The 13,997-nt window shown below is 43.4% G+C and carries 15 protein-coding genes; 3 read left to right on the plus strand and 12 right to left on the minus strand.

Annotated features, from left to right (window positions below; all coding sequences use genetic code 11):
* Positions 1-16: 16 nt before the first annotated feature.
* From HF888_RS08115 to HF888_RS08125, 3 genes are all read left to right on the plus strand, one after another.
* Positions 17-1,162, plus strand: coding sequence for a PilT/PilU family type 4a pilus ATPase (locus HF888_RS08115; protein WP_007017831.1), 1,146 nt, complete (start codon positions 17-19; stop codon positions 1,160-1,162).
* Positions 1,163-1,289: 127 nt separating this feature from the next.
* Positions 1,290-2,048, plus strand: a complete 759-nt coding sequence (locus HF888_RS08120; protein WP_007017832.1) for a hypothetical protein — start codon at positions 1,290-1,292, stop codon at positions 2,046-2,048.
* Between the two features lie 209 nt (positions 2,049-2,257).
* Complete coding sequence (locus HF888_RS08125) at positions 2,258-3,118, plus strand: CZB domain-containing protein (RefSeq protein ID WP_007017833.1); 861 nt, start codon at positions 2,258-2,260, stop codon at positions 3,116-3,118.
* Between the two features lie 34 nt (positions 3,119-3,152).
* Here HF888_RS08125 and gorA read toward each other — a convergent pair whose 3' ends face one another.
* From gorA to HF888_RS08185, 12 genes are all read right to left on the minus strand, one after another.
* Positions 3,153-4,496 (minus strand): glutathione-disulfide reductase, encoded by a 1,344-nt coding sequence (gene gorA, locus HF888_RS08130; protein WP_007017834.1) that lies wholly within the window; start codon positions 4,494-4,496, stop codon positions 3,153-3,155.
* 14 nt (positions 4,497-4,510) lie between these two features.
* Positions 4,511-5,041, minus strand: coding sequence for a type II secretion system protein GspM (gene gspM, locus HF888_RS08135; RefSeq protein WP_007017835.1), 531 nt, complete (start codon positions 5,039-5,041; stop codon positions 4,511-4,513).
* Positions 5,034-6,134, minus strand: a complete 1,101-nt coding sequence (gene gspL, locus HF888_RS08140) for a type II secretion system protein GspL (protein ID WP_007017836.1) — start codon at positions 6,132-6,134, stop codon at positions 5,034-5,036. Before gspL ends, gspM begins: the two co-directional genes overlap by 8 nt.
* Before the next feature lie 2 nt (positions 6,135-6,136).
* A complete protein-coding gene (gspK, locus tag HF888_RS08145; protein ID WP_007017837.1) occupies positions 6,137-7,213 on the minus strand; it encodes a type II secretion system minor pseudopilin GspK in 1,077 nt (358 codons plus the stop codon).
* Entirely contained in the window at positions 7,194-7,922 is a 729-nt protein-coding gene (locus HF888_RS08150) for a type II secretion system protein GspJ (RefSeq protein ID WP_083771908.1), read from the minus strand. The genes gspK and HF888_RS08150 overlap by 20 nt, the downstream gene beginning before the upstream one ends.
* Positions 7,909-8,298: a type II secretion system minor pseudopilin GspI gene (gspI, locus tag HF888_RS08155; RefSeq protein WP_007017839.1), complete on the minus strand. Its 390-nt coding sequence runs from the start codon at positions 8,296-8,298 to the stop codon at positions 7,909-7,911. Before gspI ends, HF888_RS08150 begins: the two co-directional genes overlap by 14 nt.
* Positions 8,295-8,876: a type II secretion system minor pseudopilin GspH gene (gspH, locus tag HF888_RS08160; protein ID WP_007017840.1), complete on the minus strand. Its 582-nt coding sequence runs from the start codon at positions 8,874-8,876 to the stop codon at positions 8,295-8,297. The genes gspI and gspH overlap by 4 nt, the downstream gene beginning before the upstream one ends.
* 11 nt (positions 8,877-8,887) lie before the next feature.
* A complete protein-coding gene (gene gspG / locus HF888_RS08165; protein ID WP_007017841.1) occupies positions 8,888-9,304 on the minus strand; it encodes a type II secretion system major pseudopilin GspG in 417 nt (138 codons plus the stop codon).
* A 16-nt stretch (positions 9,305-9,320) separates the two neighbouring features.
* The gene (gene gspF / locus HF888_RS08170; protein ID WP_007017842.1) at positions 9,321-10,535 is read right to left on the minus strand and encodes a type II secretion system inner membrane protein GspF; all 1,215 of its coding nucleotides are present in this window, start codon (positions 10,533-10,535) and stop codon (positions 9,321-9,323) included.
* A gap of 1 nt (position 10,536) precedes the next feature.
* The gene (gspE, locus tag HF888_RS08175; RefSeq protein ID WP_007017843.1) at positions 10,537-12,045 is read right to left on the minus strand and encodes a type II secretion system ATPase GspE; all 1,509 of its coding nucleotides are present in this window, start codon (positions 12,043-12,045) and stop codon (positions 10,537-10,539) included.
* Between the two features lie 145 nt (positions 12,046-12,190).
* The gene (locus tag HF888_RS08180; RefSeq protein WP_007017844.1) at positions 12,191-13,120 is read right to left on the minus strand and encodes an electron transfer flavoprotein subunit alpha/FixB family protein; all 930 of its coding nucleotides are present in this window, start codon (positions 13,118-13,120) and stop codon (positions 12,191-12,193) included.
* Positions 13,120-13,869 carry an electron transfer flavoprotein subunit beta/FixA family protein gene (locus HF888_RS08185; protein WP_168367053.1) on the minus strand — a complete coding sequence of 250 codons (750 nt, stop codon included), beginning with the start codon at positions 13,867-13,869 and terminating at the stop codon, positions 13,120-13,122. The genes HF888_RS08180 and HF888_RS08185 overlap by 1 nt, the downstream gene beginning before the upstream one ends.
* Positions 13,870-13,997: the final 128 nt, after the last annotated feature.

Consider the following 13,997-nt stretch of genomic DNA (forward strand, 5'->3'; position numbering starts at 1 on the left):
GGCCAGAATAACCAGTATGTCCCTCATTAAATATCTTCAAGTATTAGCAAAGCACGATGGATCGGATTTGTATTTAAGCACGGGCGCAGTTCCAAGCGCCAAATTCCAAGGAACATTAAAACAATTAGGTAAAGAGCCCTTAAAGTCTGGACAGATTGCTAAGATGATCGAATCCGTAATGGATGAAGATCAGAAGGTTGAGTTTGAGGAAGAGCTAGAGCTTAACATGGCAGTTAGTATTCCTAGTGGTGGTCGCTTCCGGTTGAATATGTTTAAACAAAGAAATGAAGTGTCCGTTGTAGCGAGAAACATCGTTGCCGAAATCCCCGAATTTGAAAAGCTTGGCTTGCCAGAAGTTCTAAAGGAAGTGGTCATGGCAAAGCGCGGATTGATTTTGTTTGTTGGTGGTACAGGCTCAGGTAAATCCACTTCGCTTGCGTCACTGATTGATCACAGGAATCGCCACAGTGCCGGTCACATTATTACTATCGAAGACCCGATAGAGTTTGTTCACAAACACAGGAAGTCTATCATTAATCAAAGGGAGGTTGGTGTAGATACAAAGAGCTTCCATGCTGCTTTAAAAAATACGTTGCGACAAGCTCCTGATGTGATTTTGATTGGAGAAATTCGCGATCGCGAGACAATGGAGCATGCATTAGCATTCGCTGAAACTGGGCATTTGGCGATATCTACGCTGCATGCGAATAATGCGAACCAAGCACTCGACCGCATCGTAAACTTCTTTCCCGAAGAAAGGCGTCCGCAGTTACTTCAAGATTTGGGTTTGAATATGCAAGCTATTATTTCACAGCGTTTGATACCAACCGTTGACAAAAAACGCGTTGCAGCCGTAGAAGTCTTGTTGGGGAATACAACGATTCAAGACTTGGTAATGAAAGGTGATACGAGTGGAATAAAAGAAATTATGGCTAAATCAGAAAACCTAGGGATGCAAACATTTGATGCGGCGTTATTCAAGCTACATAAAGCTGGAAAGATTACAATGAATGAGGCATTAAAGAACGCAGATTCCGAAAACAATCTAAGACTGCGTATTAAGTTAGACAGTGGTGAAGGTGCTAATGAGAAGAACGCCGGAGGGTTTAGCTTAGAAAACGATCATGATGAACAAACCGAGCAAGAGTTACAGAGTGCTTAAATTTGTTGTAGTGAGTGATGGGGGCTATTTTTTTATGGGCCGCGTCACATTTTCAAAATAATAAAATACAATAAAATCCTGACCAATTGGATAATCACCGCTCACTAAAAAGATATACAGGACGTATATGAAAAAGCTAGTCATCTTTCCATTAACAATGGCATTGGTTGCTTGTGGCGGCGGTTCTTCTTCAGACGGAATAGGGGATGATGATCTAAACCCTACTCCTAAGCCGTCCCCCGATAGTCGGCAAGCAATCGATTGTAGTCAAGATAAAAGCAGTGTATTTCAATTTCCGATTCCCGAGTATCCAGGAATTCCCACTGCCTATACTCATAATGAGGGCGGTGGTTTTGATCCAGAGAACTTTTTTGCACTGGCAGAGCTTGGCATTATGTTGGGCGTTTCAAAAAGCGAAGAAGGTATGGATCATACGGGACCGACTTGGCGTATTGTTGATGAAAGTTTAACGACTACGATTGAATATGCCTTAAATGGGTCCAATGAAACTTGGACTATCACCAAGGATGGTGTTGATTCGGGTGGCGATCAATACGATGAGCACGTCTATTTGGAAGTTGAACAGCCTGCTACATGTGGTCTTAGTATCCGAACTTATGATGATAGCGGTAATCTGGAAGGTGATTTTGTATTATTGGCTTATGAGTGGACATTTACGTCATACGAAGAAGGTCAACTAACAGGGCAAACAGTTACAGAGATCAACCTTGATCGTAGCGGAAAAACAACTTCTAGAAACTATAAAGAACCATTGCCGGATTACCCAGTTACCATTGTTGAATGGGATTCAACTGGCGAGGACGTCTTAATTAAGACGTGTAAAACAACCGCCGGCACCAACTGCCAAACCGCAGTGGCACCATAGCCAAATTGTGGGTTGATACACTAATAAAAAAGCCGAATCCTTAAGATTCGGCTTTTTTTATGTAATTCCTATAGAGGTAATAAATAACGAGTTTATTCGCTATTATCTAGTAATTCCGATAATAATAATTATCGGAAATTGAGTATATCCGTAGGTAAGCTATTCTGCATATAGATAACTCCCTTGCCAAGTTAAGCTAGGATGCAAATATGAATGCCGAAGCCGAAGAAATCCAAGATCTCCCCTCTATATTTTCTGGTCAACCTAATATTGAGGTTATTACTTTCTATGAAGGCCAGACCCAATACGCAACACCAGTAAGTGCGGTGCGCTATATCGAGCAAGATAGACGCAAGACTACGCGAATCGAGCTTAATAAAGAGCTGGGTGCTGAGGTCACGACCTACCAAGGAAAACCAGTCCCAATATTCGATTTTGCGGGACTCATGGGTTGTGAAGCTGAATACATTAAAAACATCAAGCTAATGCAGCTTCTTGATGAGCGTGAAAAGGATCATCGAAATTGGATGAATAGTCTTGAGGAAAGCTTGCGATCAGGCTCAGAATTTACATTAGCTCGAGATCCAAACCTATGTAAGTTTGGTCAATGGTATAACGACTTCAAGCCGGATGACGAGTTGTTGGCCGATATCATGGAGGATTTTGATTCTCCACACAGACGCATTCATGCCTTAGCGGATCGCCTATTAAAGATGAGGGATGCTGGTGAGCAAGAGGCTGCATTAAAGGAGCTTGAAAAAGAGAAGGCATCGTCGCTAGCTCGACTCATTAATTTATTTAAAGCGGCCAAGGATCGTATAGAGAATATCACGCGCCCTATTTTAATTTTCATTGATACTGAGAGCAAAATGGTTGCGATTCGACTCAATGCCATTAGCGATATCGTTACCTATCAAGTAGGTAGCTTTACTAGTAAAGATGATGTGGATGATAGCTCTGACTTAAATGATTTAAACTTTTTAGCAGGCTATTTAGAGAATAAAAATGATGAGCCGCCATGTGTTCTATTGGATTGGCGTTTGTTTAAAGGCAAAAAAAGCGCCCTTTAGGCGCTTTTTTGTTTTTGTATGTTGAGTTGCGGGTCTACCTAGAGGCTGTTCTCATGGTGACAAATTCCTCCGCAGACGTTGGGTGTATTCCAATAGTCGAATCAAACTGAGCCTTGGTTAATCCTGCCTTAACGGCAACAGCAAACCCTTGAAGGATCTCTCCTGCGTGCTCTCCAACCATATGTGCGCCAAGTACTCGATCCGTTTCTTTATCGACTACTAATTTCATATAAGAACGGTGATTCAACCCTGACAAAGTATGTTTCAAAGCACGAAATTCGCTTTCAAAGATACTCACCACAAAGCCTTGATCTATGGCTTCTTCTTCGCTTAATCCTACTGTTGCCAGATTTGGTTGAGAAAAAACGGCTGTTGGTATAGATGAATAATCCATCGGGGTTGGATCATTTTGATATTGTTGGCGTAAAAAACACATTGCTTCAGCTAGTGCTACGGGTGTAAGTTGCGGAGTATCAATTAGATCGCCCAAGGCATAAATTGAGTCAACACTGGTTTTGAAATGATCGTCAACAGCAATGCACCCTTTCTCATCGGTTTCGATCTGTAGGTCATCAATACCGAGATTGCTTGTGTTAGGGGTGCGGCCGATAGCGGAAATAACTGCATCCACAATTAGCTCTTCACCCCCTTGCAGGGTAACCCGATACTGCTCCCCTACTTTTTCTATAGCACTTGGCTGATGGGGTAATAGCTTTATTGGACCTTTTAGGATTTCTGTTTCAGCATGCTGGCGTGTGGTTTCGTCAAAACCTCGTAGTAACTTGCCTGAGCGTGATGCTATAGATGTATCGCAACCAAGATTACTAATGATTCCAGCAAACTCCACAGCAATATAGCCGCTGCCAAATACCACTGCAGACTTAGGAAAGTTTTCTAGATAAAAAAATGCATTACTATCAATGCAATGCTCTTTACCAGGGATGTCCGGGAGGATTGGCCAGCCCCCTGTTGCCAACAGAATTTTCTCTGCAGAAAATTGCTGACCTGCCACTTCAACAGTATGTGCATCGATTAATTTTGCATGCCCCCAAATTCGTTCAACGCCGGCATTATCTAATAACTTTTCATAAATGCCGTTTAAGCGTTCAATCTCTTTGGTTTTATTATCGCGCAATGTTGCCCAATCAAATCCTTTAAGCTCTAGATTGACACCAAAGCCTTTTGCTTCTTCTACAAAATGTGGATATTCACTGGCATATACAAAGAGCTTTTTAGGAACGCAGCCTACATTGACACAGGTGCCACCATAATAATTAGACTCTGCCACTGCTACTTTTTTTCCTAAGTTTGCGGCCATGCGACTTGCTCTTACGCCGGCAGATCCAGCGCCAATAACAAATAAATCATATTGATACATATTCGAAAACCTTTTTACTGAGTCAAGACAGCTCTAACGTTTACTCGACCAGAGGAGACCTTATCTAAAGAAATCTGTTCTACTAAAATTCCCTTTTCCGCCTCTAGAATTTCAATCCAATCAATTACTGCGTCAAATTCCGCTTTATCAAGCCAAATACGCAAGCGTGTTGCTCCATCTGGCTCAAAGCGACGCAGTTCTATTTTTTTTGCTTTAGCGGTAGCGCTCACGATCGATAGAATCGAGCCACCGCTGGGTTGATTTGAGGATGAGCCACCCTTAAAACGATATGCGTTTTCCTTTAGGGATTCATGAAATGATAGTTCTTTATTAAAGCTTTTGTTGGCGGCATCCCTAGCATCAACTGCAGGCTGCCAAATCCACGCATAAATCAACACTAATGAAATGACGAATAGGAGTACTTTTACGATGCTCTGATCATTAGTACCAAGCTGTGAATACCAGTTATGGACACTTTGATAGATGGATGATTGCTCAAGTTGTCTCTTTAAGTTGCTGGTAAAGTTGTCTATTGCATTAGCCATTCTTATTCACCTTAAGCAATCCTTTGATTTTGCCGCCCTGATTATTCGCTGCAGCGATTTCCACTGTGTAGCTTTGTTGCTCAAGTGATTTCTTTAGCTTGTCAAGTTCAGCGATGCTAGGCGCATTAAGTTCTATTTCCAGGGTTGCTTTACTTTGGTTGTAGCGTAATCCTAATAATTCTAATGAGCTCATAGATGAAATAGGGTTGCCAATACCGCTCAATAGCCGTGTAAAGGTTTCTCCGTTTTGAACAAGTTCGCCCTCTTCTAGTTTTTGTCGAAACATGCGTTTCATGCCGTAACCCGCACTTTCGCCTGGGAATAATTGTTCATAATAGTTTTTTGATGCATTCTTAACTGCTTCTGATTTTCCGTCTAATTGGAATGCTTGAATCCAGTTAATACTTATTGCACAGATAAATAAGGCTGCGGCCAAAGTGAGAGGTGTCTTTAGAAGATCTAACTTGGGGTTTTTCTTTTTGATCGTGACTTTATATGGGCCAGACATTAAGTCGTGATTGGGTCGGCTCGATTGAATGAGTTGGTTGAGATCATCGAGTGTCTTCTGGTGTATTTCGATGTTTTCGCTTTCCATTTCGAGTTTAATTAACTCATCTAAATCACCAAAAACCTGAATACTCTCGAACTCGTTTTTAAAGCGCTGTAAAAAAAGACCGACAGCTTCTTTTTGTATGCTATAAGCTTTGAATTCAGATAGACGAAGTAATACTTGATCATTTAATACCGCCAAACTCGCTGAATTCTTATCAAACGGTAATGCTAGCGGAAGATAATAGGCATGCTGAATTTGATGTTCAAATAAACCATCCATGTATTGTTTGTTGACGACTAGTGCACTGGCTTTGCCGTCTTCTTTGCCCAAATATACAATGTGTAGATTATCCACATCCTCTGCTATTTGTTCTTCAAGTGCGAACGGCAGTGCTTTTACAATTTGTCTTGCCTGCTTGATGGGCATGTCAACATTGTAAATTTGACACTGCGCATCAGATATCCAAATACTCTTGGCTTCTGTCTTTGTATGGGTTGTGCCTGGCACGTAATTAGCCAATTGTGAAACAATGGTTGTCATAACTAACAATCTACTATTTTTAGTCGCGCTAAATCGTCTAGATTACGCGAGAAGTCTCTATAAATAACGCCCACAAAACCAGTATCTGGGGTTAAGTCGCGTCGCATAATCGACTCTAGTACCAAATCGGTTGGATTGTCTGGATTAGTAGACGTATATTGCACGCGAATCATTACACTAAAGTACTGTGACTTTACCGTAAAATCCTGTTTTTGCCACCCACTGCCACTATTTGTGCTATCTTCCGTAGAGGCGTTGGTTTCGTTAGGGTCGCCGTTGATCATGCTTGATATCTCAGGCGCATTCCAAAAATCATCAATATTTTGAAAGATTGCATTCGCCCTGTTATTTGGATCGCATGACCCTGGTCGGGTTTTGCTCAGTACTGATTGCGCTTGTGATACTGACAAGCGAGAATCCCATGACGAAAGCACAACATCAGGGGTGGTATTGATGTTTAGCTGCGTTTTCATAGGCAAAGCCGTGACATAGGGTTCCAGTTTCTTAAAGTCTTCTATTTTCATCCCTTCAATTAGCATTAGCTCACTTGGATGAGACAGTGCCATACCTGATGCTGCATAAGGTTTTTCTAAAGTCTGATAGTAGTAGCTGGCGCTACTGTCTGGCGTCATCCACTCTTTTAGACTCCTGGCAATCGCCGTGTCTATTTGCAACTCTTTCAGAAGCTCCTGAAAGCGTATGAGTGCGCTATTAGGGTCTGGTGCATCAGGGTGCAGTGAATTTAAATTAAACAGACCTTGGAGATCTCTCACTGTGACAAAAACCGTGGCTGGGTCCAATTGAGTGGTTAGAGGTTGGTTCCAAAGTTCAACTGCCCCATCCCATTCTTGATTGTTCTGAATATCGCGATTGCCATCATATATAAGCCCCGCTTTTGCTAAATCTTCGGCGCTTAATGCGAGGACTTGCGCTTGCTGGTATTCAAAGCTGGCTGTAGCCATCGCGATATCGCGAGCTTGCTGTCGCTGCATGCTAATCGCTAGCATAGATACGAGTGCAAAAATAAATAGCACTGTAATCAGTGCCAGCCCCTGCTGTTTACTCGCTGGCGAATGCATAACGCGGAACCTCATAAATACGCTCTACTTCACCAATACTTGGAATATCTAAGATGAGTTTAATCATCGCCAAGTCATTAATACTATTTTGATCGGCATAAGGGGATGGCCATTCTGATTGCCACTCATCGCTTCGAATTGAAAGCGATGGATCTTGAAGATTGATTGTTTGGCCCTTAAAGCGAATCTCGGCACGTTTGATGTTATCGATTAGAATTTGTGTTCTTGGGATATTGTCGCTCGTTCTGTCGAGAGCATGCCAAAAAATACGCACTAAGCAATTTTGTGCGTTGTCTTGTTCGTTTTGGGATGGTTTCTTTATCGCGCGTTCACAAAACTCGTGATCATGACTTTTTACCGCATAGGCAACACGCTGCAAATTGGAGGTTGGTTTGTCGATAAAGTCATGCATGGCGCGACCAGAGTGTGTTAGCTCCAATAGGTACTCACCCTGGTTGTGGGCTACGGGTTGCTTGATGCTGAATTCATCAAGTATCTTTCGTGGTGCCACTTGCAGTATATCGCGTTTTATCCAGTTGTCGGCACGCTGCAAAATTGAAAGTGTATTAGAGCGATTTTCGGTGGCTTGCTTGGTATCCATTGTTCCAGTTAACAATTGCGTAGCGCCGACACCAATCATGGCAGTTATGCCTACTGCCAACAAAACCTCTAACAATGTAAAGCCTTTCTGTGGGTTAAGCATCATCATTCGCCATGTACGCTATCAAAGTATGAATACTATTGTCTGGGTTCTGCTTGGAGGAAACTGATACGGTTACTTGTTTAACATCAAGAGGAAGAGGAATACCTTGAAATTGTTTTTTCGGAGTAACAGTAGTTTTAATTTGCCACTTTCGATCAGCAAATTCGATTTCAGAGCGCTCATTTGTAATGTCTTGATATGGTGTGAATCGTAATTCGGAAATTTTATTCTCTGCAATCCAGCTTGCGAGTACTTTTTTCTCTAGGTGTATTTGGTTATCCACTGTAATAGCACTGGACTGGGACAATGTGCTTGCAACAAGCGCAAACACGGTGATGGCGATCATGACCTCAAGAAGTGTAAATCCTTTTGCTTGCTTCACTGGTTGCGATCCTTAAGGTCAGAAGAGTAATAACGCCCTAGACCACCACTCTCGATTTCGATAACACGCGGATCATCATCAATAGTCAGCAACAAGCTTGATAGTGTTTGCTCCCCCGTTGAGAATAGTTTTATTTGCGGTTCGGCATCCTTGATTTCTTGCGGCATGTAATCAAGAACGACATCCTTATCCTCTATGCGCAACTCGTATACCATGGTTTCTGGAATCTTGGCGGGTTTGTATCGGCTCGAAAACGCTACCCACTTGTAGGTCGGGGCTTCGCTTTGATTATTGAGATTGCTTTCAATCTCTTCTGACTGTTGTTTTTCCCATTTCATGACCTTCAAACCGTCTCGAAAAGCCATGATGCCTAAAGTCTGATTGGTGATAATGGCTTCTTCCGCTACAGCTTCAAAAAAGAACTTCAATGCTGTGCTATGTTGCAGAAAAGTCTGTTTATTTCTATCTATGTCAGTGTTGACGACTGCCATTGAGACCAAAAGGCCAATAATGACAAGCACCACAAGCAGCTCTAAAAGTGTAAAACCATTTTGTTTTGCTGGGTGATGCTTTTTCATTGAGACTAAGTTTAAATATCTTTGCTGGAAATATCGGCAGCGTCGTCTTCACCACCTTCTTCACCGTCCGCGCCTAGTGATACGATTTCGTATTTCCCGCCAGATGCGATATAGATATATGGATTGCCCCATGGGTCTGTTGGCAATTTCGGCATATAGCCGTCCTTTTTGTAATTTTTTGGCTCTGGAGAACCGGAAGGTTTAGAAACTAAAGCCTCAAGTCCTTGAGAGGTGGATGGATAGGTAAAGTTATCGAGCTTGTACATATTAAGTGCTTGGCCAATATTTGCCATTTCTGCCTTTGCAGTTTTTACCCGTGCTTCCCCTGCCTCACCGATGATGTTTGGCGCAACCATGGCAACCAAGCCAGCCAATATAGCAAGCACCACCATGATTTCGATAAGCGTAAAGCCTGATTGTTTCTTCATTTCGTTTCCTTCTATTTTATCCAATCATTTGGTTCATATTGATAATCGGTAACATTATCGCAATTACGATCAGTACAACAATTCCGCCCATGGCCAAAAGCATGATAGGCTCAAACATGCTCACTAATGTTGACACTGTATTTTGTAAATCGTTTTCTTGATTCTTAGCGGTCTTTTCTAGCATTGAGTCTAATTCCCCGCTGGTTTCCCCACTAGCCACCATATGCAGCATGATCGGGCTAAATACTTTGGTTTTTTCTAGTGCAGTGTGTAATGCACCGCCCTCTGTGACGGATTGTGATGCTTCTTTTAGCCTCTCTTTTATAACTTCATTGCCTACTACTTGTGAGGCAATACGCATGGCTTCAACAAGAGGTACGCCACTGGAATTTAGTATGGCGAGCGTACTAATAAATCGGGATGTGTTGAAACCGCGAATCATACGTCCAATGAACGGTACATGAAGCAGCCAGCCATGAACACGGTAGCGTATGTGGGGTTTTTTCATTGCGACAATGCCGCCAATAATGGCAAAGACTAAAAGTATAAATAGATAGATGCCATTGGCTTGCAAGAAGTCGCTGGAGCTGATCATTACACGCGTCAGTACAGGGAGCTCTTGCCCATTTTTAACAAAGACTTCGACGATATCAGGAACTACGTAGGTTAATAATCCAACAACAATCGCGATGGCAACAATACATAGAATAATTGGATAAACCGCCGCCAACTTAATTTTTTGTTGGTTTTCTTGTGCTCGCTCCATATAGTCTGCGAGTCGGTTTAATACTGTGTCTAGGTGTCCAGCGTGTTCACCTGCGGCGACAGTGGCTCGATACAATTGAGGGAACGCATAGGAAAAGTCGTTTAGTGCATTAGCGAGACTGTGGCCTTCTAGGACTTTTGAGCGTACGTCCATAATCATGGTTTTAATGCGACGCTTTTCTGTTTGATCTGCGGTCGCCCGCAACGCCTCTTCAATAGGAAGGCCTGCCCCGATTAACGTAGATAGTTGACGTGTAAGCAGTGCTAGATCGGCGACACTAATGGAGCGCTTGAATAGACCTTTGAATGTTCCGGACTTATCAGGCTTAGATGAGACATCAACGGAGATCGGCATCCATTGTTTGTCTCGCAATTGCTGTCTTACTTGGCGAGGACTATCGGCTTCAACAACGCCTTTCTTTTGTTTGCCTTTATTATCAATGGCAATATATTCGAACGCTGCCATTTTATGCCTTGGTTACCCTTAAAACTTCTTCGAGTGTGGTGTCGCCTGACAGTACTTTTTCGAATCCGTCTTGCTGAATACTTGGGCATTGAGAACGTGCGTATCGATTCAGTTCAAGTTCGCCGGCTTCGTTATGAATGAGTGTCTTTAGCTCATCATCGATTTCAATGATCTCATAAATACCGCGACGACCTTTGTAACCGGTACCGCTACATTCTGCGCAGCCATTAGCATGGTATAGAGTTAGCGGTTGATTAATGGGTCGGCCAAGTAATTCTTTTTCTGCCTCATCCGCTTCATAAGGCGTTTTACATTCAGGACATAAAGTACGGACTAGTCGCTGGGCAACCACGCCGACCAAACTTGAAGCAAGTAAGAATGGCTCGATTCCCATGTCTTGCAAGCGAGTTACTGCGCCTACCGCCGTGTTGGTGTGCAACGTCGATAATACCATGTGGCCGGTAAGGGATGCTTGTACCGCGATTTCGACTGTTTCTTTGTCACGAATCTCACCCAACATGACAACATCTGGATCCTGTCGAAGAATCGCACGTAAGCCACGGGCAAAAGTCATATCAACCTTGGTATTAACCTGAGTTTGGCCAATACCCGGTAAGGAGTATTCTATGGGGTCTTCAACCGTAAGAATATTGCGAGAGCGATCATTCAGCTCGCTCAAGCCAGCGTACAGCGTTGTCGTTTTACCTGAGCCAGTGGGGCCGGTAACTAACATTATTCCATGAGGCTTATGTAGAATAGCTTTGAGGCGAATGAGGTTGTTGCCTTTCATTCCCAATTCGGCCAAATCAAGGCGTCCGGCTTGCTTATCTAATAAGCGCATTACTACCCTTTCACCGTGAGAGGATGGCATGGTGGAAACACGAACATCGACTTCGCGCCCAGCAATACGCAAGGCAATGCGACCATCTTGAGGTATGCGTTTCTCGGCGATATCGAGCTTTGACATTACCTTGATACGGCTAACCAGTAGCGGTGCCAGTGCGCGCTTAGGCTCGAGAACTTCTTGAAGAACGCCATCGACTCGAGATCTTACAACGAGTCTCTTTTCAAAAGTTTCTATGTGTACATCCGAAGCGTTTCGCTTGATGGCATCAGTAAGAATTCCATTTATGAGGCGAACTATAGGAGCGTCGTCTTCTTGCTCCATAAGATCGGCTGTCTCTTGGATGGCTTCTGCGAGGCTTGCGAGATCCATATCATCACCAAGCTCCTCCATGGCTTCGCGACTATCTGCGCCCTGTTGGTAAATGCGCGATAGCTGGAAATTAAAGTCTTCTTCAGAACTGAGTTCGAACTTTAGAGGTGCTGGCAATATTCGACCGCATTCGATAAGTGCTTGGTTAGGAGTTTCTTCTTTAAACCAGATTAAATAATGGCCATCAGCTTGTTGCTCCGCCACAACCCCGTGACGTTTGGCAAAGCCATAGGGAATTCGCTTGTCTACCTGCTCTTCGCTTTCAGGTGTTTGATGTTCGGCCACTGCTTCCACTTGTGTATCCTACTGGCGTCTATTATGAGGCTAAGACGCTAAATGCTTATTTTTGTTGCACTATTTTAACGCTGAATTGTGACAAATTAACAGACAAAAAAAAGCCTGGCTAATAAGCCAGGCTTTTTTTGAGTAGTAGTCGCTATTAAAGCTTGCTTTCCAATTCTGGAACCGCTTCAAATAGGTCTGCTACTAGACCGTAGTCTGCTACTTGGAAGATAGGAGCTTCTTCGTCTTTGTTAATAGCAACAATGACTTTAGAGTCTTTCATACCTGCCAAGTGCTGGATAGCACCAGAGATACCAACAGCAACATATAGGTTTGGTGCAACAATTTTACCTGTTTGACCAACTTGCATATCGTTTGGTACGAAGCCAGCGTCTACCGCTGCACGAGATGCACCTACTGCTGCACCAACTTTGTCAGCTACTTTATATAGCATTTCAAAGTTGTCGCCGTTCTGCATGCCACGACCACCAGATATAACGATATCTGCTGCTGTTAGGTCTGGGCGATCTGAAACTGCTAGCTCTTCACCAACAAATTCTGAAACACCTTTGTCAGCAACAGCTGCAACGTTTTCAACAGAAGCAGAGCCACCTTCAGCAGCTGCAGCGTCAAAGCCAGTAGCACGAACAGTGATTACCTTGATCGCGTCGCTAGACTGAACTGTCGCAAATGCGTTACCCGCATAAATCGGACGTGTAAATGTATCAGCTGAATCTACTTTTGTGATTTCAGAGATCATGTTTACGTCTAGTAGTGCTGCAGTGCGTGGTAAGAAGTCTTTACCAGTGGTTGTAGCAGACGCCAGAATGTGGCTGTAGTTTTTACCGATTTCTGCAACTAGATCACCTAGGGCTTCGCCTAGCTGATGGCTATAGGCCGCGTCGTCTGCAACTAGAACTTTCGCTACGCCGTCTACTTTAGAAGCCGCTTCAGCAGCAGCAGCGCAGTCTTGACCAGCTACTAGTACGTCGATATCACCACCGATTTCTTTTGCAGCAGTGATGGTGTTTAGAGTCGCGCCCTTTAGGGTCGCGTTATCGTGTTCCGCAACAACTAAAATACCCATTACAGCACCTTCGCTTCGTTCTTAAGTTTCTCAACCAGCTCGTCAACGCTGCCCACTTTGATACCAGCAGAACGCTCTGCAGGTGGCTCAACTTTAACTAAAGTTTGAGTAGACTTAATTTCAACGCCTAGATCGGCAGGAGTAACCACGTCTAGAGGCTTACGCTTAGCTTTCATGATGTTAGGTAGGGACGCGTAACGTGGCTCATTCAAACGAAGGTCAGTTGTCACGATCGCAGGTAGTTTAAGACCTACAGTACGTAAACCACCATCGATTTCACGAGTAACGTTTACTTTTTCGCCGTCTACAGCAACTTCAGATGCGAATGTACCCTGAGGCATGCCAGTCAATGCACCAAGCATTTGACCAGTCTGGTTGTTATCGCTGTCGATTGATTGCTTACCTAGGATAACGAGTTGAGGTTCTTCTTTCTCAACGATCGCTTTAAGGGTTTTAGCAACAGATAGAGACTCAAGTTTTTCATCAGTCTCTACAAGAATACCGCGATCAGCACCGAGTGCTAGTGCAGTACGAATTTGTTCCTGGGCCACTTTAGGACCGATAGAAACAACAATAATTTCGCTGGCTACGCCTTTCTCTTTAAGACGAACCGCCTCTTCTACTGCGATTTCGCAGAATGGATTCATGGCCATCTTAACGTTGGTAAGATCAACGTCAGAGTTATCAGCCTTTACGCGCACTTTTACGTTGTAATCGATGACACGCTTAACAGCTACAAGAACCTTCATAGATTCCCCGTCAAGTTGAGTGAATTAAAGTAAGTAGTTTCGACACTGATATGTAAAAAGCAATTCTGCCGATTCTTGGCGCAGATACTGACCCTAATTCACATCAAGGTCAACTACGCCACAGCGAA

Origin of the sequence: Bermanella marisrubri, from assembly GCF_012295615.1 — a bacterium.
Lineage (GTDB): Bacteria > Pseudomonadota > Gammaproteobacteria > Pseudomonadales > Oceanobacteraceae > Bermanella > Bermanella marisrubri.